Source organism: Citrobacter sp. Cpo030, from assembly GCF_030333005.1.
Classification (GTDB): Bacteria; Pseudomonadota; Gammaproteobacteria; order Enterobacterales; family Enterobacteriaceae; genus Citrobacter; species Citrobacter portucalensis.
This window is the reverse complement of record NZ_JAOWGT010000034.1, coordinates 81,520-106,207: the sequence shown is the minus strand read 5'-3', so window position 1 is coordinate 106,207 and position 24,688 is coordinate 81,520. Positions and strand designations below refer to the sequence as shown.

20 protein-coding genes and 1 pseudogene are annotated in these 24,688 nt (G+C 53.5%); 11 read left to right on the top strand and 10 right to left on the bottom strand.

Annotation, left to right across the window (positions count from 1 at the left end; genetic code table 11):
• Window positions 1-221: 221 nt before the first annotated feature.
• Window positions 222-692 carry a transcriptional regulator ArgR gene (gene argR / locus OGY37_RS00835; RefSeq protein WP_003025162.1) on the bottom strand — a complete coding sequence of 157 codons (471 nt, stop codon included), beginning with the start codon at window positions 690-692 and terminating at the stop codon, window positions 222-224.
• 436 nt (window positions 693-1,128) lie between these two features.
• On the opposite strand from argR, the gene mdh reads away from it, so the two are divergent.
• Window positions 1,129-2,064, top strand: a complete 936-nt coding sequence (mdh, locus tag OGY37_RS00830) for a malate dehydrogenase (protein WP_008785953.1) — start codon at window positions 1,129-1,131, stop codon at window positions 2,062-2,064.
• Between the two features lie 183 nt (window positions 2,065-2,247).
• Here the strand turns inward: mdh and degS are convergent, their stop codons facing one another.
• From degS to zapG, 3 genes are all read right to left on the bottom strand, one after another.
• Window positions 2,248-3,315, bottom strand: a complete 1,068-nt coding sequence (degS, locus tag OGY37_RS00825) for an outer membrane-stress sensor serine endopeptidase DegS (RefSeq protein WP_003025154.1) — start codon at window positions 3,313-3,315, stop codon at window positions 2,248-2,250.
• Between the two features lie 89 nt (window positions 3,316-3,404).
• Window positions 3,405-4,772: a serine endoprotease DegQ gene (gene degQ, locus OGY37_RS00820; RefSeq protein WP_008785951.1), complete on the bottom strand. Its 1,368-nt coding sequence runs from the start codon at window positions 4,770-4,772 to the stop codon at window positions 3,405-3,407.
• A gap of 168 nt (window positions 4,773-4,940) precedes the next feature.
• Window positions 4,941-5,339, bottom strand: coding sequence for a Z-ring associated protein ZapG (gene zapG, locus OGY37_RS00815; RefSeq protein ID WP_003025147.1), 399 nt, complete (start codon window positions 5,337-5,339; stop codon window positions 4,941-4,943).
• A 192-nt stretch (window positions 5,340-5,531) separates the two neighbouring features.
• Here zapG and zapE point away from each other — a divergent pair, with 192 nt between their 5' ends.
• From zapE to sspB, 5 genes are all read left to right on the top strand, one after another.
• Window positions 5,532-6,659, top strand: a complete 1,128-nt coding sequence (gene zapE / locus OGY37_RS00810) for a cell division protein ZapE (protein ID WP_286619806.1) — start codon at window positions 5,532-5,534, stop codon at window positions 6,657-6,659.
• 218 nt (window positions 6,660-6,877) lie between these two features.
• Window positions 6,878-7,306, top strand: coding sequence for a 50S ribosomal protein L13 (rplM, locus tag OGY37_RS00805; RefSeq protein WP_003025141.1), 429 nt, complete (start codon window positions 6,878-6,880; stop codon window positions 7,304-7,306).
• Between the two features lie 15 nt (window positions 7,307-7,321).
• The gene (gene rpsI / locus OGY37_RS00800; RefSeq protein ID WP_003025138.1) at window positions 7,322-7,714 is read left to right on the top strand and encodes a 30S ribosomal protein S9; all 393 of its coding nucleotides are present in this window, start codon (window positions 7,322-7,324) and stop codon (window positions 7,712-7,714) included.
• A 316-nt stretch (window positions 7,715-8,030) separates the two neighbouring features.
• Window positions 8,031-8,669, top strand: a complete 639-nt coding sequence (sspA, locus tag OGY37_RS00795; RefSeq protein ID WP_003025132.1) for a stringent starvation protein SspA — start codon at window positions 8,031-8,033, stop codon at window positions 8,667-8,669.
• A 5-nt stretch (window positions 8,670-8,674) separates the two neighbouring features.
• Window positions 8,675-9,178: a ClpXP protease specificity-enhancing factor gene (gene sspB, locus OGY37_RS00790; protein ID WP_003025130.1), complete on the top strand. Its 504-nt coding sequence runs from the start codon at window positions 8,675-8,677 to the stop codon at window positions 9,176-9,178.
• A 55-nt stretch (window positions 9,179-9,233) separates the two neighbouring features.
• On the opposite strand, the gene dcuC is transcribed toward sspB, so the two are convergent.
• Window positions 9,234-10,601, bottom strand: coding sequence for an anaerobic C4-dicarboxylate transporter DcuC (dcuC, locus tag OGY37_RS00785; protein WP_286619805.1), 1,368 nt, complete (start codon window positions 10,599-10,601; stop codon window positions 9,234-9,236).
• Window positions 10,602-10,960: 359 nt separating this feature from the next.
• On the opposite strand from dcuC, the gene nanR reads away from it, so the two are divergent.
• The 5 genes from nanR (at window position 10,961) to nanQ (ending at window position 15,942) form a co-directional block, all read left to right on the top strand.
• Window positions 10,961-11,752, top strand: coding sequence for a transcriptional regulator NanR (gene nanR / locus OGY37_RS00780; protein WP_079938250.1), 792 nt, complete (start codon window positions 10,961-10,963; stop codon window positions 11,750-11,752).
• A gap of 259 nt (window positions 11,753-12,011) precedes the next feature.
• Window positions 12,012-12,905, top strand: a complete 894-nt coding sequence (nanA, locus tag OGY37_RS00775) for an N-acetylneuraminate lyase (protein WP_286619803.1) — start codon at window positions 12,012-12,014, stop codon at window positions 12,903-12,905.
• Window positions 12,906-13,014: 109 nt separating this feature from the next.
• Window positions 13,015-14,505 carry a sialic acid transporter NanT gene (nanT, locus tag OGY37_RS00770; protein WP_003828791.1) on the top strand — a complete coding sequence of 497 codons (1,491 nt, stop codon included), beginning with the start codon at window positions 13,015-13,017 and terminating at the stop codon, window positions 14,503-14,505.
• Between the two features lie 97 nt (window positions 14,506-14,602).
• The gene (nanK, locus tag OGY37_RS00765) at window positions 14,603-15,472 is read left to right on the top strand and encodes an N-acetylmannosamine kinase (RefSeq protein ID WP_286619801.1); all 870 of its coding nucleotides are present in this window, start codon (window positions 14,603-14,605) and stop codon (window positions 15,470-15,472) included.
• A 2-nt stretch (window positions 15,473-15,474) separates the two neighbouring features.
• Complete coding sequence (gene nanQ / locus OGY37_RS00760) at window positions 15,475-15,942, top strand: N-acetylneuraminate anomerase (protein ID WP_003828788.1); 468 nt, start codon at window positions 15,475-15,477, stop codon at window positions 15,940-15,942.
• Window positions 15,943-16,000: 58 nt separating this feature from the next.
• Here nanQ and OGY37_RS00755 read toward each other — a convergent pair whose 3' ends face one another.
• The 5 genes and pseudogenes from OGY37_RS00755 to gltB all read right to left on the bottom strand — a co-directional run bounded on the left by OGY37_RS00755 (window position 16,001) and on the right by gltB (window position 24,684).
• Window positions 16,001-17,281 (bottom strand): cytosine deaminase, encoded by a 1,281-nt coding sequence (locus OGY37_RS00755; RefSeq protein WP_063941618.1) that lies wholly within the window; start codon window positions 17,279-17,281, stop codon window positions 16,001-16,003.
• Window positions 17,271-18,521 carry a cytosine permease gene (codB, locus tag OGY37_RS00750; protein WP_149385004.1) on the bottom strand — a complete coding sequence of 417 codons (1,251 nt, stop codon included), beginning with the start codon at window positions 18,519-18,521 and terminating at the stop codon, window positions 17,271-17,273. The genes OGY37_RS00755 and codB overlap by 11 nt, the downstream gene beginning before the upstream one ends.
• A gap of 118 nt (window positions 18,522-18,639) precedes the next feature.
• Window positions 18,640-18,702 (bottom strand): annotated as a pseudogene (locus tag OGY37_RS00745) (hypothetical protein); the annotation flags it as partial.
• 90 nt (window positions 18,703-18,792) lie between these two features.
• Complete coding sequence (locus OGY37_RS00740) at window positions 18,793-20,211, bottom strand: glutamate synthase small subunit (protein ID WP_063941616.1); 1,419 nt, start codon at window positions 20,209-20,211, stop codon at window positions 18,793-18,795.
• A 12-nt stretch (window positions 20,212-20,223) separates the two neighbouring features.
• The gene (gltB, locus tag OGY37_RS00735; protein ID WP_286619800.1) at window positions 20,224-24,684 is read right to left on the bottom strand and encodes a glutamate synthase large subunit; all 4,461 of its coding nucleotides are present in this window, start codon (window positions 24,682-24,684) and stop codon (window positions 20,224-20,226) included.
• Between the last annotated feature and the right edge of the window lie 4 nt (window positions 24,685-24,688).

Sequence of the window (24,688 nt, the reverse complement as noted above, 5' to 3'; positions counted from 1 at the left end):
ATTAAAAAGAGCATTTTAAACAGCTTGTATAAATTAAATTTAATTAAATCATGCAGATACTTGATTTTGCAAAATGTGCGTTTTTAAGGCTGCATATTCACCATGTGAATGTATTTTGATGGTTAAACGCACCATTTGTTAAATCAATAGCAGTGGAAAAGAGAAGGAGGGGGATGAAAAGAGAGTGTTTTCCCCCGCCGCGAGGCGGCGGGGAGGCGGTATTACAGTTCTTGTTCGAACAGTTCCAGAATGGCTTCGTACAGATCTTTTACCGTAAAACCCTTAGCTGGGGTGGTGAAGATGGTATCGTCACCGGCAATCGTACCCAGGATACCTTCCGCTTTCCCCAATGAGTCCAGCAGACGTGCAATCAACTGAGCAGCGCCGGGGCTGGTATGAATAACCACAACCGCATCGTTATAGTCGATATCCAGCACCAGATTTTTCAGCGGACTGGAGGTCGTGGGTACGCCCAGCTCAGCCGGAAGGCAATACACCATTTCCATTTTCGCATTGCGGGTACGCACGGCGCCAAATTTGGTCAGCATGCGTGAAACCTTGGACTGATTGATATTATCAAAGCCCTGATCCTGCAACGCGAGGACGATTTCGCCTTGAGAGCTGAACTTTTCTTCTTTAAGCAGCGCTTTAAACGCCTTTACTAATTCTTCTTGTTTTGCCGAGCTTCGCATAAGTCACCCGTAATATGGCGGTAGAAACAACATTATTGTGCATACAGATGAATTTTTATGCAAACAGTCTGCCTTGTTCAAGGCTGAAATAATGTTATGAAAGAGCGGAATTTTATCAAATTTCGTTATCAAGAAACATGCCTGTGTCACGGCTCGCAAATAAGGTTAAAAGTAAATTAAATGTTATCAAATTGATGTTGTTTTGAGAGGTGGGTAGGGTATATTGTCAGCACCTGTTGGAAAGTTGCTCTACTGTGTGGGTGGTTTTGAATTACGTAACTTAGGTTTTATTTTACGTAAGTTAAATGCATAAAAGCCAAATTTGCGTGACTACGCATTCTTGACGCGTGGTTGTTGTATTCATTGGATTTGTGAATTAAGGTCGCCGCCGCGGAGCAATAGACATTTTGCTTATCAATATAATAAGGAGTTTAGGATGAAAGTTGCAGTCCTCGGCGCTGCTGGTGGTATCGGTCAGGCGCTAGCATTACTGTTAAAAACCCAACTGCCTTCAGGTTCAGAACTCTCCCTGTACGACATCGCTCCAGTAACACCTGGTGTGGCCGTTGATTTGAGCCATATCCCTACTGCTGTGAAAATCAAAGGCTTCAGCGGCGAAGACGCTACCCCTGCACTGGAAGGTGCTGATGTGGTACTGATCTCTGCGGGCGTCGCACGTAAACCGGGTATGGATCGTTCCGACCTGTTCAACGTCAACGCCGGTATCGTGAAGAACCTGGTCCAGCAAGTTGCTAAAACCTGCCCGAAAGCGTGTATCGGTATCATCACCAACCCGGTGAATACTACCGTTGCTATCGCTGCAGAAGTGCTGAAAAAAGCAGGCGTATACGATAAGAACAAACTGTTTGGCGTGACCACGCTGGACATCATCCGCTCCAACACCTTTGTTGCGGAACTGAAAGGCAAACAACCTGGCGACGTTGAAGTTCCGGTTATTGGCGGCCACTCTGGCGTAACCATCCTGCCACTGCTGTCACAAATTCCTGGCGTAAGCTTCACCGAACAAGAAGCCGCTGACCTGACTAAACGTATCCAGAATGCGGGTACTGAAGTTGTGGAAGCCAAAGCTGGTGGCGGTTCTGCAACCCTGTCTATGGGTCAGGCTGCTGCACGTTTCGGCCTGTCCCTGGTTCGCGCATTGAGCGGCGAAAAAGGTGTGGTTGAATGTGCTTACGTTGAAGGCGACGGCCAGTACGCTCGTTTCTTCTCTCAGCCGCTGCTGCTGGGTAAAAACGGCGTAGAAGAGCGTCAGTCTATCGGCAAGCTGAGCGCGTTTGAACAAAGCTCGCTGGAAGGCATGTTGGATACGCTGAAAAAAGATATTACTCTGGGCGAAGAGTTCGTTAAGTAACGCGAAGAAAGGCCTGCGTGTATTTGTAGGCCTGATAAGCGTAATGCCATCAGGCATTACGTACTAACTCTCTACGATATCGCCTAAAAAAAACCGGAGCCAACATGAACTGCACCCAAAAAGTTGGACACCCAACGAAGTAAGGTGCAGTTTTTTATGGTCAGTAGGCCGCCAGACGTGACGTTAATTGGTGGCTGGGTATTCCTGGATCGTTACCTGCAGCGTCAACTGTTTGTCATCACGCATCACGACAACGGAGATAACTGAACCTGGTCGAATCTCTGCCACCTGGTCCATCGTTTCCAGTGCAGACACTGCCGGTTTGTTATTGACCGAGATAATCAGATCGTTAACCTGAATGCCTGCCTGCGCAGCCGGACCGTCCGGGGCTACTTCGTTAACCACAATCCCCTGAATTTGATCCATCCCGCCGCCCTGAGCGTGCAGTGGTGCAATTTCGCGACCGCTGATGCCGATGTAGCCACGAATCACGCGCCCGTCACGAATCAGCTTATCCATGATTTTAGTCGCCAACTGAAACGGAATGGCAAAGCCGATCCCTTCCGGGGTTTCGCCATCGTTGCTCTTATCAAATGACAGCGTGTTAATCCCCATCAATTCACCCAGTGAGTTGACCAGCGCACCGCCGGAGTTTCCGTGGTTGATGGAAGCATCTGTTTGCAGGAAGTTTTGCCGTCCTGTTGGGTTCAGGCCAATTCGACCGGTGGCGCTGATAATCCCCTGAGTGATGGTTTGCCCAAGGTTGTACGGGTTACCGATGGCGAGTACCACGTCACCAATGTGCGGCACGCGTTTGTTATTAATTGGGATTGTTGGCAGCCCGCCAGTGGCGTTGATTTTCAGCACCGCAAGGTCGGTTAACGTATCAGACCCCACAAGCAGCGCTTCAAATACGCGGCCGTCCTGCAATGCGACGATGATTTGGTCGGCATCGTTAATGACGTGCTTATTGGTAATGATATAGCCGCGCTGATCCATGATAACGCCTGAGCCGAGCGTGCGGATCTCAAGCTGGTTGTGCGCGGTACTGTTCATACTGCGGTTATAAACGTTCACGACGGCAGGCGCTGCGCGGCGAACCGCCGGGTTATAGCTAGCGGGCGTTTCATCTGCACTGTCGAACTGCGGTGCGGTAAGCGTATTAATTTTTCGCAGAGAGGGCATCGCGGCCAGCAGGATGGCGCCGACGATTAAACCAATCGCGACCGAACGTAAAAGCTTCACAAACATGATGGCGGCGTCATTAATAAAGGGAACGGCAGCAGCATATCACGAGTTTACCGGACATCACACGAGGGGCTGATGTCCGGTTGCATGCGTTAACGCAGGAGCAGGTAAATACTCTCGTTACCGCGCACCACCTGCAGAGCAATGATCGACGGTTTCGCTTCCAGCACTTTGCGCATTTCGGCGATTGAGTTTACGCGATCGCGGTTAACACCAATGATAACGTCATCTTTATGCAGACCGGCCTGTGCGGCAGGGCTGCTTTTTTCTACGTTATCAATTCTGATGCCTTTGGTGCCGTCTTTTAACTGACCGTCGCTGAGCGTGGCCCCTTGCAACGCAGGCGCAATCATCTCTGCGCTGGCGGACGAAGATGTGCTGGTATCGAGGGTGACTTCAACCTCCAGCGGTTTACCGTTACGCAGCAGGCCCAGTTTGACCTTGGTCCCAGGTTCGGTTGTCGCAATGCGTGAACGCAGTTCGGCGAAGCTGTTAAGCGGTTTACCGTTGAGGCTGGTAATGACGTCACCGGATTTCACCCCCGCTTTTGCGGAGCCGGAGTTAGGCAGAACCTCACTGACAAACGCCCCACGCTGTACGTCCAGTTTGAACGCTTTGGCGATATCGGAGGTCATCTCGGTGCCTTTGATGCCCAACAGACCGCGTTTGATTTCACCAAACTGCATCAGCTGCTGTGCCAGCGTGCGCGCCATGTTGCTCGGGATTGCAAAACCAATCCCTATGCTGCCGCCGCCGGGGGCCAAAATCGCGGTGTTAATACCGATCAGCTCACCGTTCAGGTTGAGCAATGCGCCGCCGGAGTTACCGCGGTTGATAGAAGCGTCAGTCTGAATAAAGTTTTCAAGACCTTCCAGATTCAATCCACTGCGACCCAAAGCCGATACAATGCCGGAGGTGGCCGTTTGACCCAAACCGAACGGGTTACCCACAGCCACCGCGAAATCACCTACGCGGAGTTTGTCTGAGTCGGCAATAGCAATTTGTGTCAGGTTGCTGGGGTGCTGAATTTGTAGCAGTGCGATATCGCTCTGATCGTCGCTGCCGATAAGCTTAGCGTCGAACTCACGGCCATCATTAAGCTGAACGCTGATTTTTTGCGCCTGGTTAATGACGTGGTTATTGGTCAGGACGTAGCCTTTGGCGGCATCAATAATGACCCCTGAACCCAGCCCTTCAAAAGGTTGTGAAGGTTGATCGGGAAGTTCATCACCAAAAAACTTTTTGAACTCTTCCGGGACTTTCTGCCCCTGAGTGGCGGTGCCTTCGACCCTTACGCTCACCACTGCTGGTAACACTTTCTCCAGCATCGGGGCGAGGCTGGGGAGCGCAGCCTGACCGGGAACCTGGCCGGGAATAGATGCTGCGGCCGGGAATGGCGCCGAGAGAGTTAACCCGACACTTAACGCTAATGCACTCAACAGCTGGGTTTGTTTTTTCATGGATCCTGCTCTCGTACCTTGAGTAAACGGAAGATGATTCAAAACAGGTTGATGTTATTGAATTTTCGGTTTGGTCACAATGCGGCTAACGACTAAATAATAGCTGGGACAGGAAGAGAAGCGGAGGGCGCAATTGCTGCGCCCAAAAAATTTCTTAACGATGTGCGGTTAGTCGCGCTTTGCGCCACTACGCAGCAGGCCGGATGCCCCTTCAGAATAGTCACGTGGCATCTGAACCGGCGCCTGATCGTTGCCTGCTTCAGACTCTGCCAGACGATTACGGAACGGGTTGTTTTCCGGCGACATACCCGGCAGCAGGTTGCTGGAGCTTTTCGCCATGTGCTGGTAAATCTGACGATAATCGTCCGCCATGTTATCCAGCAATTCAGCGCTGCGGGCAAAGTGGCTCACCAGTTCTTCACGGTACTCTTCCAGCTCAGCTTTATTTTTTTCCAGTTCGTACTGCAATGCCTGCTGTTGGCGTAATTTCCGATTACCAAAACGCATGGCTACAGCACCAATAATGATACCGACGACTAACCCAATTAGCGCATATTCCCAGGTCATGAACATCTCCCGTTGTCTTGTGTTTCCGTAGGGTGTTGGCTTTAGGCTCCATGCCTGCGCCTGATTATGCCACTATAACCGCTAATCCCGTAGAAGTGGAATCCCGTGTTTATATCACGTAATGTAGAACGGCCTTTTTTTCGTCAACCGTGAGCGACGGCACATCGATTCTCAAGGAATAACAATAACATCATGCAAAGCCTTTCCCCGACATCGCGTTACCAGCAAGCCCTCAACGACGGCAGTCATCAGCCCGACAATGTACAACAAGAAGCCGTGAATCGACTGGAAACAATTTTCCAGGCACTTACAACGTCAGCACGTCCTGCGCCGCAGGAGAGTGGACTGATGGCGCGTTTTGGCAAATTGCTGGGCAAGCGTGAGTCACCGATCAACGCACCGGTGCGTGGTTTATATATGTGGGGCGGAGTTGGGCGCGGAAAAACCTGGCTGATGGATCTGTTCTACCATAGCCTGCCGGGCGAACGTAAACAGCGTTTGCACTTTCACCGTTTTATGCTGCGCGTGCATGAAGAGCTTACTGCCTTACAGGGGCAGAGCGATCCGCTGGAAATCATCGCCGACCGCTTTAAGGCCGAAACGGACGTGCTGTGCTTCGACGAATTTTTTGTTTCTGATATCACCGACGCCATGCTGCTTGGGGGCCTGATGAAGGCGCTGTTTGCCCGCGGCATTACGCTGGTGGCGACCTCCAATATTCCGCCAGATGAGCTATATCGCAACGGTTTGCAACGCACGCGTTTTCTTCCTGCCATTGATGCCATCAAACAGCATTGTGACATCATGAATGTCGATGCCGGCGTCGATTATCGTCTGCGTACCTTAACGCAGGCGCATTTGTGGTTGTCGCCATTGAATGAGGAAACCCGCCAGCAGATGGATAAGCTCTGGCTGGCATTAGCGGGAACCAAAGGTGAACATGCGCCAACGCTGGAGATTAACCATCGTCCTATGCAAACCCTGGCTGTAGAAAATCAGACGCTGGCGGTGTCGTTTACCACGCTCTGTGTCGATGCCCGGAGTCAGCATGACTACATTGCGTTGTCGCGTCTGTTTCACACGGTGCTGTTGTCTGATGTGCCGGTCATGACCCCGCTGATGGAGAGTGAAGCGCGACGCTTTATCGCATTGGTGGATGAGTTCTATGAACGCCACGTCAAGCTGGTGGTCAGTGCGGCATCACCCCTCTATGAAATTTATCAGGGCGAGCGTTTGAAGTTTGAATTTCAGCGCTGTTTGTCGCGTTTGCAGGAGATGCAAAGCGAAGAGTATCTGAAGCGGGAACATTTAGCCGGTTAAACCTGCCGCAAATCACATAAAGGGGTCGATCTTTGACCCTGACTTCTCTATAATCTTGCGACCCCACGTTACGAGAGAGTTTTTTTCCCAAAACTTTCTATGCGCCGGCATAGGCTATTCGAAGGGGTAGGTTTGCTGGACAATGTCGTGTGAACCTCAACTGACAAAACGTTTGGGTGTTCACCAACGTGTAACTTATTTATTTGGGTAAGCTTTTAATGAAAACTTTTACAGCTAAACCAGAAACCGTAAAACGCGACTGGTATGTTGTTGACGCGACCGGTAAAACTCTGGGCCGTCTGGCTTCCGAACTGGCTCTGCGCCTGCGCGGTAAGCACAAAGCGGAATACACTCCGCACGTAGATACCGGTGATTACATCATCGTTCTGAACGCTGACAAAGTTGCTGTAACCGGCAACAAGCGTACTGACAAAGTGTACTATCACCACACCGGCCACATCGGTGGTATCAAACAAGCGACCTTTGAAGAGATGATTGCTCGCCGTCCTGAGCGTGTGCTTGAAATCGCGGTTAAAGGCATGCTGCCAAAAGGCCCGCTGGGTCGTGCTATGTTCCGTAAACTGAAAGTTTACGCTGGCAACGAGCACAACCACGCGGCACAGCAACCGCAAGTTCTTGACATCTAATCGGGATTATAGGCAATGGCTGAAAATCAATACTACGGCACTGGTCGCCGCAAAAGTTCCGCAGCTCGCGTTTTCATCAAACCGGGCAGTGGTAAAATCGTAATCAACCAACGTTCTCTGGAACAGTACTTCGGTCGTGAAACTGCCCGCATGGTAGTTCGTCAGCCGCTGGAACTGGTCGACATGGTTGAGAAACTGGATCTGTACATCACTGTTAAAGGTGGTGGTATCTCTGGTCAGGCTGGTGCGATCCGTCACGGTATCACCCGCGCTCTGATGGAGTACGACGAATCCCTGCGTGGCGAACTGCGTAAAGCTGGCTTCGTTACTCGTGATGCTCGTCAGGTTGAACGTAAGAAAGTCGGTCTGCGTAAAGCACGTCGTCGTCCTCAGTTCTCCAAACGTTAATTGTACTCTGCTTCGGCAGACGACAATTTGCGAAAAAACCCGCTTCGGCGGGTTTTTTTATCGTTATTTCTCGCCTCAGATCCACGCTAATCCGCTGATTGCCACCTCTTTTTCCCCATTTCAAGAATCGACTCACCACAAAGGTCACAAAATCTGGTAAACTATCATCCAATTTTCTGCCCAAATGTCCGGTATCGTTCATTTTTTGTTTGTATTTTGAACAGCAATGACTTTCCCGAGCCTGGGTGACATCACTTCTGGCTGGCCACTGAGTGGCTGGTAGCAGTAAAAATTCTGAATATACCTGGAGGTTTTCATGGCTGTCGCTGCCAACAAACGTTCGGTAATGACGCTGTTTTCTGGTCCTACTGACATCTATAGCCATCAGGTCCGCATTGTGCTGGCTGAGAAAGGTGTTAGTTTCGAGATTGAGCATGTGGAGAAGGACAATCCACCTCAGGATCTGATCGACCTCAACCCGAATCAGAGCGTACCGACACTGGTGGATCGTGAGCTGACCCTGTGGGAATCTCGCATCATTATGGAATACCTGGATGAGCGCTTCCCGCATCCGCCGCTGATGCCGGTTTACCCGGTTGCGCGTGGTGAAAGCCGCCTGTACATGCAGCGTATTGAAAAAGACTGGTACACGCTGATGAATGTCATCGTGAACGGTTCTGCATCTGAAGCCGAAGTCGCGCGTAAGCGTCTGCGCGAAGAACTGCTGGCAATCGCGCCAGTATTTGGCCAGAAACCTTACTTCCTGAGCGATGAGTTCAGCCTGGTAGACTGCTACCTGGCGCCGCTGCTGTGGCGTTTACCGCAGCTGGGTATTGAATTCAACGGTGCAGGTTCGAAAGAACTGAAAGGGTACATGACTCGCGTCTTCGAACGTGACTCTTTCCTGGCTTCTCTGACTGAGCCTGAACGTGAAATGCGTCTGGGCCGGGGTTAATCTGTATGGATTTGCCACAGCTAACACCACGCCGTCCGTATCTGCTGCGCGCGTTCTATGAGTGGTTGCTGGACAACCAGCTCACGCCGCATCTGGTGGTGGATGTGACGCTCCAGGACGTGCAGGTTCCAATGGAATATGCGCGTGACGGGCAAATTGTTCTGAATATTGCACCGCGTGCGGTGGGCAACCTGGAACTGGCTAACGATGAAGTGCGCTTTAACGCGCGCTTCGGTGGTGTGCCGCGTCAGGTGTCTGTGCCGTTGGCTGCCGTTCTGGCAATTTATGCACGTGAAAATGGCGCCGGTACGATGTTCGAACCGGAAGCCGCCTACGACGAAGATGTTGCCAGCTTAAATGATGACGACAACGACGCGTCTGGTTTTGAGAGTGAAACGGTCATGTCGGTCATTGATGGCGATAAGCCTGATAATGGCGACGACAACGATCCGGATGATACTCCGCCACCGCCTCGCGGTGGGCGTCCAGCGCTGCGCGTAGTGAAATAAATAGTGAAATAAAAAACAGGCCCTTTGGGGCCTGTTCTGTTTTCTGGCTTTGGCATCAATAAAACAGCGCGATGGTGGCTACCATATTCACCACAAATCCTACTGCCATCGGGATTGCTGTACGTTTTACCACTTCAAAGGGCGATACGCCGGCAATACCCGATGTCACGACAATGACCGCGGTAATGGGTGACACCGCCCGGGCCAGCGTAGTGGCAAAATGCATCGGCATAATCATTACTACGGCAGGAATATGCAGCCCGGCGGCAATATCCGGAATGAGGCTGGCAAAAGACATAAACGGCGCGTTGCCTGACCCCATGACGATCGCACAGGCGGCAATGACTACAGCCATGATGATCATCACGCCGATGCCGCCAAGACCGGAATGCTCTGCGCCTTTTATGACGGCGTCGACAGTCCCGATAGTCGTCAACCCTTTCGCAAAGATTTCACCGGCGACCACCAGCGTGACAACGTTGGCAAACTGCGTCCCCATGCCGTCAAAAAAAGCCTGCACATCATCCATCGTTTCGCGCAGATTATGTTTATGCAGGAATTCAACAAACATAGTCAGCGTCATACTCATCAACATCACCACCACCAGATTCAACTCTGCTTTCATTAGCCCCATTTGTGCAAGGGCAAGCGAGCCCAGCATCAGGATCAGCGGCATGACGGGTAGAATGGCGTAATAGAGCGGAGGTACGTTTTCCAGCGTCTTTTGTTCAGCAAATCCGTTGCTTTCCGGTGCGGTTTTTTTATCAAATTGACGTTGAACGAAAAAATGCGCAATAGCGACGGAGACAATGACACACGACGCGACGGGCAATTGGTATTGAAAGAAATAGGTGGCGATTTTCATACCCGCGACCTGCGCGGCAAAAATAGAGTTGGTTTCCAGAATGCCCCATTCAATCGACATCGAAGTGGCAATGACCGCAACTGCGGATAAACGGCTCACGCCAAGACTGACCAGCGTTGGGAACAGCGTCACCATCAGCAACATACCTAACCCGGATGCGCTGGTAATGAACTGCGCCATGATCTGACCAATCACATAGGTGGCGGCAAGCACTACATAGGGTGAACGGATTAGCTTGAGCGGGCGACTTAACAGGCTAACCATCGCTCTGCTGGCTCCCATTCTGTCCATATAACGGGCATACCCGCCCACTGCCATGATTGATAACCCCAGTCCGGCCGCGCGGTTGGAGAGCATACGCAAAATTTCGTTGTAAATATCGACCAGTAGATAGCCACTGCTCTTATCGTCAGCGACCAACGCGCCGTAGCCCAGCCAGACGCCGCAGATCATCAGGAAGATCCCGGCGGCGGCCAGCACGACCTGCGGTTTGTAGTTTTTGAGGATCAGGTAACCCATCGTTAATAAAACGATGACAGAGATAATGATGCCGAACATTGTTTCACTCCATGCCAGAGAAGAAGATAAATCCGGTAATAACGCTGTTGTCAAAACGGATGTTATATTTTTTCGGGCATTTTTTATGGAGTAAATATCTTATTTTTAATCCGATGTTTAAATTATTTATCGTTATAAAATAGATGGTTATGATAAATTATCACGTTCATATTCATAATTTTCATGAAGCTATTTAACTCCATTCAATTAAAATGAGGCAGAAGATACTCGCTTAAAATAATATTGCTGTTAAGTATATTATCAATAGGCCAGCCGGATCAGATCGTCCATCATTTCACCCTGCTTTCGATCCTGTGTTAGGATAAACCCGCTGTTGTTTGTCACCACGACTTAGCTGAATGGACCCTATGAACGCATTTGATTCGCAAGCTGAAGACTCTCCATCCACCATTGGCCGTAGCTTACGCAATCGCCCGTTGGCGCGTAAAAAACTGTCTGAAATGGTTGAAGAAGAACTGGAGCAGATGATTCGTCGTCGGGAATTTGGCGAGGGCGAACAGTTGCCGTCTGAGCGGGAGCTGATGGCCTTCTTTAACGTGGGCCGTCCTTCTGTACGAGAAGCGCTGGCCGCGTTAAAACGCAAAGGTCTGGTACAAATCAACAACGGCGAGCGCGCCCGCGTTTCGCGTCCTTCAGCTGATACCATCATCAGCGAGCTGTCTGGAATGGCGAAAGATTTCCTCGCTCATCCCGGCGGCATTGCCCACTTCGAACAGCTGCGACTGTTCTTTGAATCAAGCCTGGTGCGATACGCCGCCGAACATGCGACGGATGAGCAAATCGACAGACTGGCGAAAGCGCTGGAGATCAACAGCCAGTCGCTCGATGACAATACGTTGTTCATCCGCTCGGACGTTGATTTTCACCGCGTGCTGGCGGAGATCCCGGGCAACCCCATCTTTATGGCGATCCATGTTGCGCTGTTAGACTGGCTGATTGCCGCCCGTCCGACCGTTGCCGATCAAGAGTTGTATGAGCACAATAACGTGAGTTATCAGCAGCATATCGCTATTGTTGACGCAATTCGCCAGCGCGATCCTGAAGAAGCAGACCGCGCACTGCAAGAACACCTCAACAGCGTTTCCGCGACCTGGCACGCCTTCAGCAAAAGTAAAAAATCGCGTAAGTGATCGCGATCCTGACGATCGTTTAAACACAAAATCATTCTAGTTGCATCAAGGCGGCAAGAGAGCGAGTTCCCTGGGGCATAGATAACTATGTGACAGGGGGGAGCGAAGGCAGCTAACGCAGAGGCGGCTCGACGGATGACGTGTTTAGTGAAGTAGATCGCACTATAAGCGTTCTCTATTGTATTGCTGCTTATTTGATCTGGTATAACAGGTATAAAGGTATGTAGTCAGATAAAACTAATCATCGTCAGAGGTCGTTATGGCAAGAGATTTAAAAGGCGTAATGCCAGCGTTGTTAACCCCATTCGATAATCAACAGCGACTGGATATCGAGAGTCTGCGCCGCCTGGTGCGTTTCAACATTGGTCAGGGTGTGGACGGGCTCTATGTCGGTGGCTCAACGGGTGAGGCCTTTGTCCAGAACCGCGTTGAAAGAGAGCAGGTACTGGAAATTGTTGCCGAAGAGGCAAAGGGCAAGGTGACGTTGATTGCCCACGTTGGCACGGTGAGCACCGAAGAGAGCGAACAGCTGGCGAGCGCCGCACATCGTTACGGCTTTGATGCGGTTTCGGCCGTCACGCCGTTTTACTATCCGTTCAGCTTTGAAGAGCACTGCGATCACTACCGCGCAATTATTGATTCCGCTGATGGTTTACCGATGGTGGTCTATAACATTCCGGCGCTGAGCGGCGTAAAACTGACGCTGGATCAGATCAACACGCTGGTGACGCTGCCAGGCGTTGGCGCACTGAAGCAAACTTCGGGCGATCTCTATCAGATGGAACAGATCCGCCGCGCTCATCCCGATCTGGTGCTGTACAACGGCTATGACGAGATCTTCGCTTCTGGTCTGCTCGCGGGCGCAGATGGCGGCATCGGTAGCACTTACAACATCATGGGATGGCGTTATCAGGGAATTGTGAAAGCGCTCAAAGAAGGTGACATCCGCATGGCGCAAAAGCTGCAAACCGAGTGCAATAAGGTTATCGATCTGCTTATTAAGGTTGGCGTGTTCCGCGGCCTGAAAACAGTACTGCACTATATGGATGTGGTTTCTGTCCCACTGTGCCGTAAACCCTTTGCCCCGGTAGATGAACACTATCTGCCGGACCTGAAAGCGCTGGCAAACCAACTGCTGGCGGAAAAGGCGTAATCGCGGGTCGCCGGGGGCGCTTCGCTTGCCCGGCCTGGATTTTCGACCGTAGGCCGGGTAAGGCAAAGTCACCACCCGGCACAACAACAAAAATCGTCGGGAGAGTAAAATGAGTACTTCTACCCAGAACATCCCGTGGTATCGCCATCTCAATCGGGCTCAATGGCGGGCATTTTCCGCCGCCTGGCTGGGATATTTGCTTGATGGTTTCGATTTTGTGTTAATCGCCCTGGTGCTGACAGAAGTGCAGGGCGAATTCGGACTGACGACGGTGCAGGCCGCCAGCCTGATCTCGGCCGCCTTTATCTCCCGTTGGTTTGGCGGGTTAATGCTGGGGGCAATGGGCGACCGCTACGGACGCCGCCTGGCAATGGTCACCAGCATCATTCTGTTCTCCGTGGGGACGCTGGCCTGCGGCTTCGCGCCGGGCTACACCACCATGTTTATCGCCCGCCTGGTTATCGGTATGGGAATGGCCGGTGAGTACGGCTCCAGCGCAACCTATGTTATTGAAAGCTGGCCTAAACACCTGCGAAACAAAGCCAGTGGTTTCCTGATTTCCGGCTTTTCCGTTGGTGCCGTGATCGCCGCCCAGGTCTACAGCCTGGTGGTCCCGGTCTGGGGATGGCGTGCGCTGTTCTTTATCGGCATTCTGCCGATTATCTTCGCCCTCTGGCTGCGTAAAAATATTCCGGAAGCGGAAGACTGGAAAGAGAAACACGAAGGTAAAGCGCCAGTGCGCACGATGGTGGATATTCTCTACCGGGGCGAGCATCGGGTAATTAATATTCTGATGACGCTCGCCGCTGCAACCGCGCTGTGGTTCTGCTTTGCTGGCAACCTGCAAAATGCGGCTATCGTGGCGGTCCTGGGACTGATATGCGCCTTTATCTTCATTAGCTTTATGGTGCAAAGCAGCGGGAAACGCTGGCCGACGGGCGTGATGCTGATGGTGGTCGTGCTATTTGCCTTCCTGTACTCGTGGCCGATTCAGGCGCTGTTGCCAACCTATCTGAAAACGGAACTGCTGTACGATCCTTCCACGGTGGCCAGAGTGCTCTTCTTTAGCGGCTTTGGTGCGGCGGTTGGTTGTTGCGTCGGCGGTTTTCTTGGTGACTGGCTGGGCACGCGTAAAGCCTATGTCTGCAGTCTGCTGGCCTCGCAGTTGCTGATTATTCCGGTATTTGCGATAGGCGGTTCAAACGTTTGGGTACTGGGTTTGCTGCTGTTTTTCCAACAAATGCTCGGCCAGGGGATCTCCGGGATCTTACCAAAACTGATTGGCGGCTATTTCGATACCGATCAGCGTGCGGCGGGATTGGGCTTCACCTATAACGTGGGCGCACTGGGCGGGGCTTTGGCACCGATCATCGGCGCGCTGATTGCCCAACGTCTTGATCTGGGTACCGCGCTGGGATCGCTCTCTTTCGGCCTGACATTTGTAGTGATCCTGCTGATTGGTCTTGATATGCCGTCCCGTGTACAGCGCTGGCTGCGTCCTGAAGCGTTGCGTACGCATGATGCCATTGATGGTCGACCGTTTAGCGGTGCCGTGCCGTTCGGCGGTGACAAAAGCACCATGGTGAAATCTAAAAGTTAATCCAATTGCCCGGTGCTGAACCGGGCAATAGCCGTAAGGGAAGAAATATGTCGTTCTTCGAGCTACAGAGCGCCACCACGATGCATGAGGCTGCGCCATGACCACACTGGCGATTGATATTGGCGGCACCAAATTGGCTGCCGCGCTGGTAGAGAACAATCTGCAAGTCCGCGAGCGGCATGAACTGCCGACGCCTGCCAGTAAAACGCCGCAAGCGCTGCGCGCTGCGTTACAAACACTGGTTGCACCGCTACAGGGGCGTGCTAATCGGGTGGCGATCGCCTCGACGGGGATTATCCGTGAGGGGGCTTTACTGGCGCTGAATTCGCATAACCTCGGCGGGTTGATGCATTTTCCACTGACACAAACGCTGGAACAAATCACCGACCTGCCGACGCTGGCCGTCAATGACGCACAGGCAGCGGCGTGGGCTGAGTACCATGCGCTTGGTGGTGAGTACCGCGATCTGGTGTTTATTACCGTCTCCACAGGCGTGGGCGGGGGAGTCGTCAGCGGTGGGAAACTGCTGACCGGAATCGGCGGTCTTGCTGGGCATCTGGGACATACGCTGGCTGACCCGCATGGGCCCATGTGCGGCTGCGGGCGTGTGGGCTGCGTTGAGGCGATCGCATCCGGTCGTGGAATAGCGGCGGCAGCCGAAGGCGCGCTTGCCGGATGCGACGCCAAAACTATTTTTAGCTGTGCCGGGCAGGGGGATGAGCAGGCAAGTCGGTTGATCCATCGCTCAGCGCGAACATTGGCAAGGCTTGTTGCCGATGTGAAGGCCACGACCGATTGCCAGATTGTGGTGACTGGCGGCAGCGTTGGGCTGGCTGAAGGGTATCTGGCGCTGGTGGAACATTATCTGGCACAAGAGCCTTTGGCCTATCACGTGGAATTGCTGGCGGCGCATTACCGTCATGATGCTGGATTACTGGGGGCCGCGCTGTTGGCCCAGGGAGAATGATGATGATATCAGATGCGTTGAATTCACTGCCTTCTGCCGGATTACATCCGGTCTTGCAGCAGGCGTTAACGCTTGCCATTGCGGCGAATCCGCAGGAGAAGACGCCTGGGCGCTACACGTTGCAGGGCGAGAATATTTTTATGAATGTCATGCAATTTACAACGCAGAGCCCAGAGCAAAAGAAAGCGGAGCTGCATCAGCAGTACATTGATATTCAGATGCTGTTGTCCGGCGAAGAACGTATTCTGTTTGGGATGACCGATTCTGCTCGTCACTGCGAAGAGATGCACGTTGAGGATGATTATCAGCTGTGCAGTCAGATTGCCGATGAGCAGGCTATGGTACTGAAGCCGGGAAAATTTGTGATTTTTATGCCGGGCGAGCCGCATAAACCGGGTTGTGTGGTGCAGGCCCCGATGGACATCAAAAAGGTGGTGATCAAAGTCCGCGCCAGTTTATTACAAGCTTGAGAATGAGAGACTGTGTCGGATGGCAAGGCTTACGCCATCCGACATGGAATGTAACGACCTAGCGCTTAAACGTCACCGTTTCTGGCTGCGTCAGATGCAGTGTGGTTTGGCTTGGGACCGTCTCGGCAATGACTCGACCATGACGAATGGAATAACGGGCAGGCGTCTGGCGACGAACCGCGTCAAACCCATTTTCTGCAGGCAAAATCACCAGATTCGCAGAATTCCCCACGTTCAGACCGTAGTCCTGCAGGTGCAGGGTTTTCGCGCTGTGGGTGGTGACCAGGTTCAACCCATCGTTAATTTGTCCGTATCCCATCAACTGGCACACGTGTAATCCCATATGCAGCACCTGCAGCATATTCGCAGTGCCCAGCGGGTACCACGGATCGAAGACGTCATCATGACCGAAGCAGACGTTGATCTCCGCCTCCAGCATCTCTTTGACGCGCGTAACACCACGACGCTTAGGGTACGTGTCGAAGCGCCCTTGCAAGTGAATATTCACCAGTGGATTTGCGACAAAGTTAATACCGGACATTTTCAACAGACGGAAAAGACGGGAAGCATACGCGCCGTTATAGGAATGCATTGCCGTGGTATGGCTGGCGGTCACGCGTTCGCCCATATTGTAGCGATGCGCCAGGGCCGCAACGGTTTCAACAAAGCGGGATTGCTCATCATCGATTTCGTCACAGTGCACGTCGATAAGTCTGTCGTATTTTTGCGCCAGAGCGAAAATCTTATGCAGCGACTCCACGCCATATTCACGCGTGAATTCAAAGTGCGGGATCGCGCCAATGACGTCGGCGCCCAGACGCACGGCTTCCTCCAGGAGCGCTTCACCGTTGGGATAAGAAAGAATGCCTTCTTGCGGGAACGCGACAATCTGTAGCTCTACCCACGGAGCGACTTCTTGCTTCACCTCCAGCATGGCTTTTAGCGCCGTCAACGTAGGGTCGGAAACGTCAACGTGAGTACGGACATACTGGATGCCGTTGGCCATCTGCCACTTCAGGGTCTGCATGGCGCGCGCTTTGACGTCTTCGTGAGTGAGCATTGCCTTACGTTCAGCCCAGCGCTCAATGCCCTCAAACAGCGTACCAGACTGATTCCAGCTCGGCTCGCCCGCGGTTTGCGTAGTGTCCAGATGGATATGTGGCTCAACGAACGGTGGGATAGCCAGACCGCCTTCAGCATCAAGCACTTCACCCTGTGGTATCGTCGCTGCGTCTTGAGGCTCAATACGGCTAAAGCGCCCGTTTTCAATCGTGATTTGCCATAACCCTTCACGTCCCTGTAAACGCGCCTGATGAATGGTGATGTTATTATTCTGCATGGCTGACCTCCGGGGATTTAGCAAGGCTGCGATTGAAAAGTGGATTCAGCAGGATATAGCTGAATACGCCGCCGAGTACGGCGTTGACGGGCACAATACCGGGAATATAGTGACCTGCGGCAATGCCCAGTGCAACGGACAGGATAGCTATCCAGTTTACGGAAATAAATTGCGCTTTGCTGAAGTCGGCGTATCGGCGATGGTTCAGCAGATAGTCGGCGATGATCACCCCGCCAATCGGGGGAATCGCTGCCGACAGAAATGTCAGCCAGCCGACAAAGTTATTGTAAAGCCACAGCGCGCACAGTGTGCCGATAATACCGTTAGCCACCGACAGCGTACGGCTGGAAAGGCCGGTAATATTGGCAAATCCCAGGCCCGATGCGTACAACGCATTATCGTTGGTGGTCCAGATATTCAGGCCGAGAACGATGATCGCGGGCAGCAGCAGTCCCTGGGCAATCATCACGTCAGAGATATCCGCCTGTCCAACCGCAGCCGCGCCCGCAGCGCCGAAGATGAACATCAAGGAGTTACCAAGGAAAAACGCCACCATGGCGATCAGCACCGCGCCTTTGGCGTTGCGGCCAAAACGGACGAAGTCAGCGGTTAACGTTCCTGCGCTGACAAACGAGCCGACTACCAGCGCCAGTGCGGTGGAGAAATCCAGCGGCGTTTGCGGCACTATCGCTTTTAAATGCTCCAAACCGCCGACATCGCTTACCGCCAGCCAGACAGAGTAGCTGCCAAGAATGACGATGGCAGGTACGGCGATGATAGACAAAACGGTCAGTGCCGAGATGCCAAAAAAGATGGTCAGGGTCATCAACAGCCCGGAAACCGCAATCAGGATATTAACGTCAATCCCTGTCGCTTTACCCACCGGGATAGCAAACATGGCCACACCGACGCCAAACCAGCCTACCTGTGTACCGCCTAATAGCAGGGAGGGAAGCCATGAACCTTTCACACCAAATGAGTAACGCGCCAGAAGGTGGGTTGAGAGCCCTGTTTTTGCGCCGATAAAACCGAGAAATGCAGTGTAAATACCGAGGAGAAGATTACCGAAGAGAACTGCCAGGAAGAAATCATTATAAGAAAGACCGGTACCGAGTGTGCCACCGGTCCACATACTGGCGGAAAAGAATGTGAGTCCCAACATGACAAACGTTAGTGGAACTACGCCTTTTCGCGCCGCCAGAGGGACGGGGCCCTGGCTATAATTGTTGTCCTGCGACACAACGCCTCCATGAATTTTGCCCAAAAAATCCGCCGCATGATATACAGTTCTCAGAATAAAGCAAACGTTTCCGTATGATATTTTCTTGATAATTATTCGTGGGGTTAATGGTTCGCTGGTTTTTCTCCGTCGTCAGTGAACCACCGCGTGCGAGTTGAGTTTCCAGCATGGTTTGCGAGCGGCTTTCGAAGAATGATTCCGCATGTATTTTGCGGAGAAATATTGGCTCCCCATCCATCAGCGTCAGGCTGTGGCAGGGGAGCCAGAGGTATTATACTTCCAGGTAGTTCAGGATACCGTCCGCCGCTTTACGACCTTCGGCAATCGCGGTGACCACCAGATCCGAACCGCGCACGATGTCACCACCAGCGAAGATTTTCGGGTTGCTGGTCTGGAAGGCATTGTCGCTGCGCTCTGGGGCAATAATGCGACCCTGAGAATCCAGTTCGACGCTATGTTTTGCCAGCCACTCCATACTGTGCGGACGGAAGCCAAACGCCAGTACCACCGCATCAGCCGGAACAACGTGTTCGGAACCGGCGACGATCTCCGCACGGCGACGGCCCTTCGCATCCGGTTCACCCATTTCAGTACGCGCCATTTTCACGCCGCATACCTTACCGTTGGCGTTCACTTCCACGCCTAAAGGCTGGACGTTGAACTGGAATTCGACGCCTTCTTCACGCGCATTTTTCACTTCGCGTTTGGAACCCGGCATGTTCTCTTCGTCACGACGATAAGCACAGATAACGTGTGCTGCGTTCTGGCGAACCGAGGTCCGCACGCAGTCCATCGCGGTATCGCCGCCGCCGAGAACGACGACGCGTTTGCCTTCCATGCTGATGTACGGCTCGTCGCTGTTTTCGCCAAAGCCCATCAACTGTTTGGTATTGGCGATCAGGAACGGCAGGGCATCAAATACGCCGGAAGCGTCTTCGTTTTCCAGCCCACCGCGCATAGACTGATAGGTACCTACGCCAAGGAACACGGCGTCATAATCTTTCAGCAGATCGTCAAGCTGTACATCGCGGCCCACTTCCACGTTCAATTTGAACTCAATGCCCATACCGGTGAAGATTTCACGACGGCGGGTCATCACCTCTTTTTCCAGTTTGAAGGCTGGAATACCGAAGGTCAGCAGACCGCCGATTTCCGGGTGGCGGTCAAATACCACCGCCTTCACGCCGTTGCGGGTCAGCACATCAGCACAGGCCAGGCCTGCCGGACCGGCACCGATGATCGCCACGCGCTTGTCGGTTTGACGCACGCCGGTCATATCCGGGCGCCAGCCCATTTCGAATGCTTTATCGTTGATATAGCGCTCGATGTTGCCGATAGTCACCGCGCCGAACTCATCGTTCAGCGTACAAGATCCTTCACACAGACGATCCTGCGGGCACACGCGGCCACAGACTTCCGGCAGAGTGTTGGTCTGGTGCGACAGTTCTGCTGCTTCAAAAATACGCCCCTCGTTCGCCAGTTTCAGCCAGTTCGGGATGTAGTTATGCACCGGGCACTTCCACTCGCAGTACGGGTTACCGCAGGACAGGCAGCGGTCTGCCTGTGCTTTGGCCTGGCCTTCGGAAAACGGCTCGTAGATCTCGATAAACTCGATCTTACGGATCTTCAGCGGCTTCTTAGGCGGATCAACGCGCTGCAGGTCGATAAATTGGTATACGTTCTGACTCATTGCTGCTACCCCTTACTGCGCCTGCACACGCAGCTCTGCTGCGCTACGACTACGGTGACCCAACAGTGCTTTCACATCACTGGATTTTGGTTTTACCAGCGCGAATTTCGCCGAGAATGCTGGCCAGTTAGCCAGGATCTCTTCGCCGTGTGAAGAGCCGGTATGCTGTACGTGCTCGGTAATCAAACCGCGCAGGTGTTCCTCGTGGATAGCCAGCGAGTCCACGCTCAGCACTTCTACCAGTTCCGGGTTCACGCGTTTGCGGAACTCACCGTCTTCGTCGAGCACGTAGGCAAATCCGCCCGTCATACCCGCTCCGAAGTTGACGCCCGTTTTTCCGAGAATACAGACGATGCCGCCGGTCATATATTCGCAGCCGTTGTCGCCAATACCTTCAACCACGGTGATTGCACCGGAGTTACGTACTGCAAAGCGCTCACCCGCACGACCCGCGGCAAACAGGCGGCCACCGGTGGCGCCATACAGACAGGTGTTACCAATGATGCTCGCCTCATGGCTACGGAAAGCAGAGCCAACCGGAGGACGCACTGCCAGCAGGCCGCCAGCCATGCCTTTACCGACATAGTCGTTGGCATCGCCGGTCAGATACAGCTCCACGCCGCCCGCGTTCCACACGCCGAAGCTCTGGCCTGCGGTACCGCTGAAGTGCGCTTTGATTGGGTCAGACGCCAGCCCCTGATCGCCATGTGTTTGCGCGATATAGCCCGACAGCGACGCGCCAACAGAACGGTCGGTGTTGCGGATATCGAACCAGAAGGTTTTGCTCTGGCGCTCGTCGACAAACGGTTTCGCTTGCTGTAACAACTGGGCGTTCAGCACGCCGTTATCAAACGGCGGGTTGTTCTCGGTGCAATGCAGCGCTTTACCCGGATGTGGTTCGGCGGTTTCCAGCAGACGAGACAGCTCCAGTTTCTGCTGCTTAGCGGTAAACCCTTCCAGCTCTTTGAGCAGGTCGGTACGACCAATCAGATCCACCAGACGCTTCACGCCCAGTTGTGCCATAAGCTCGCGGGTTTCGCGGGCGATAAATTCAAAGTAGTTAGTTACTTTGAACGGCAGGCCGTGATAGTGGTTCTTACGCAGTTTGTCGTCCTGAGTCGCCACGCCGGTTGCGCAGTTGTTCAGGTGGCAAATACGCAGGTATTTACAGCCCAGCGCCACCATCGGGCCGGTACCGAAGCCGAAGCTTTCCGCACCCAGAATCGCCGCTTTAATGATATCGACACCGGTTTTCAGACCACCATCGACCTGCAGACGAATCTTGTGGCGCAGGCCGTTAGCAACCAGCGCCTGCTGGGTTTCCACCAGACCCAGTTCCCACGGGCAGCCCGCGTATTTCACCGAGGAGAGCGGGCTTGCGCCAGTACCGCCATCGTAGCCAGCAATGGTGATCAGGTCCGCATAGGCTTTCGCCACGCCCGTGGCGATAGTGCCGACACCCGGTTCGGAAACCAGCTTCACCGAGATCATCGCTTTCGGGTTGACCTGTTTGAGGTCGAAAATCAGCTGTGCTAAGTCTTCGATAGAGTAAATATCGTGGTGCGGCGGCGGGGAGATCAACGTCACGCCCGGTACCGAATAGCGCAGTTTGGCGATGTACGGGGTGACTTTATCACCCGGTAACTGACCGCCTTCGCCAGGCTTTGCACCCTGAGCGACTTTAATTTGAATAACATCGGCATTGACCAGGTACGCCGGGGTTACGCCAAAGCGACCGGAAGCAACCTGCTTAATGCGCGACACCTTGTTAGTGCCGTAGCGCGCCGGATCTTCGCCGCCTTCACCGGAGTTCGAGTTACCGCCGATGCTGTTCATGGCTTCGGCCAGCGCTTCGTGTGCTTCAGGGCTTAATGCGCCGATGGACATCGCCGCGGTATCAAAGCGTTTAAACAGTTCGGTTGCGGGTTCGACTTCGCTAATGCTTACAGCTTCGTCGCCAGGCGTGATCGCCAGCAGATCGCGCAGCGTGGCCGCCGGACGCTCATTGACCAGCTTGGCATATTCCTGATAGTCGCTGTACTCACCGCTTTGTACCGCCTGTTGCAGCGTGCGCACCACGTCCGGGTTGTAGGCATGGTATTCGCCGCCGTGGACGTATTTGAGCAAACCGCCCTGACTGATAGGCTTACGTGCCAGCCATGCATGTTTGGAGAGGTTCAGCAGATCCTGCTGGAAGTCGGTAAACCCTGCGCCGCTGATGCGGCTGACTACGCCCTGGAAGCACAGCGCCACGACATCATCATGCAGACCAACCGCTTCAAACAGCTTCGAGCAGCGGTAAGAGGCGATGGTCGAGATGCCCATTTTGGACATGATTTTGTACAGACCTTTGTTGATGCCGTTACGGTAGTTCAGCATCACGGTCCGGTAATCTTTGGCAATCGCCTGAGTGTCGATCAATCGTCCCAGCGTTTCATACGCAAGATACGGATAAATGGCCGTCGCGCCAAAGCCGAGCAGGACAGCAAAATGGTGCGGGTCACGGGCGCTGGCGGTTTCAACGATGATGTTGGCGTCGCAACGTAGACTTTGTTCTACCAGACGCGTTTGCACTGCGCCCACGGCCATCGGTGCCGGAACCGGCAAACGGTTTTTCGCGATGTTACGGTCAGAGAGCACCAGCAGCACCGTACCGTTACGCACCATCTGTTCGGCTTTATCGCACAATGCTTTGACGGTCTCTTCGAGCGTGGATTCGGTCACGTCGAAGGTGATATCCAGGCGATCGGCGCGGTAATGTTCCTCTTTCATGGTGGTGAGCTGGGTGAAATCGGAGTACAGCAGGATCGGCGATTTAAAGCTCAGGCGGTGTGCCTGACCTTCGGCTTCGCAGAAGACGTTCATCTCACGACCGATGCTGGTGGCCAGCGACATAACGTGCGCTTCACGCAGCGGGTCGATCGGCGGGTTAGTCACCTGCGCGAACTGCTGGCGGAAGTAGTCATAAATGATGCGTGGCTGGCTTGAGAGCACCGCAAACGGGGTATCATCACCCATTGAGCCGACCGCTTCCTGACCGTTTTCACCGAGCACGCGGATCACGGAGTCCAGCTCTTCGGCGCTGTAGTTAAACTGTTTCTGATAGCTGGCGAGGGTGTCATCGTCCAGTTCGCGGCTGCCGACCTGATCGTCAGCCAGATCTTCGAACGGCACCAGACGGCGAACGTTTTTCTCCATCCACTCTTTGTACGGATGGCGGCTTTTCAGATCGTCATCGGTTTCGGCGGAGTGCAGAATGCGCCCGCTGCGGGTATCGATAACCATCAGCTCGCCAGGGCCGACGCGACCTTTCTCGACGACTTCATCCGGCTGATAATCCCAGATACCAACTTCAGAGGCGCAGGTAATCAGCTTGTCTTTGGTGATGACGTAGCGCGCCGGACGCAGGCCGTTACGGTCGAGGTTACAGGCGGCAAAGCGGCCGTCGGACATGACGATACCCGCCGGGCCATCCCACGGCTCCATGTGCATCGAGTTAAAGTCAAAGAACGCGCGCAGCTCCGGGTCCATATCCGGGTTGTTCTGCCAGGCCGGCGGCACCAATAAACGCATGGCGCGGATAATGTCCATCCCGCCAGCCAGCAGCAGTTCCAGCATGTTATCCATTGAGCTGGAGTCGGAGCCGGTTTCGTTAACGAACGGTGCGGCGTCGTGCAGGTCAGGGATCAGCGGTGTCTGGAATTTATAGGTACGTGCGCGTGCCCACTGGCGGTTGCCGGTGATGGTGTTAATTTCACCGTTATGCGCCAGGTAGCGGAACGGTTGCGCCAGCGGCCAGCGCGGTACGGTATTAGTGGAGAAGCGCTGGTGGAACAGGCAGATGGCCGATTCCAGACGCAGATCCGCCAGGTCCAGGTAAAAGCGCGGCAGATCCGCCGGCATACACAGACCTTTATAGATATTGACCAGGTTCGACAAGCTACAGACGTAGAAGTCTTTATCGCCCTGGAGGCGTTTTTCGATACGACGACGTGCGATGAACAGGCGACGTTCCATATCGCGCGGACGCCAGCCAGCAGGGGCGTTAACAAAAATTTGCTCGATCCGAGGCAGGGAGGAGAGGGCGATTTCACCGAGAACACCTTCGTTGGTCGGCACGTCGCGCCAGCCGACAATCGACAGGGTCTCCTGCTGTAATTCTTCTTCGACAATGCGACGAGAAGCCGCAGCCAGCTCAGCGTCTTTATTTAAAAAGATCATGCCGACGGCGTAGTTTTTGGCTAAACGCCAGCCGCGCTCTTGCGCCACGATGCGGAAAAAGCGGTCAGGTTTTTGTAACAGCAAACCGCAACCATCGCCGGTTTTACCATCGGCAAGAATTGCGCCACGGTGCTGCATGCGGGCCAGTGCGTGTATGGCGGTACGCACTACCTTGTGGCTAGGTTCGCCTTCTATGTGGGCGATCAGGCCGAAACCACAGTTATCCCTCTCAAGGGATTTATCGTACAACATATCA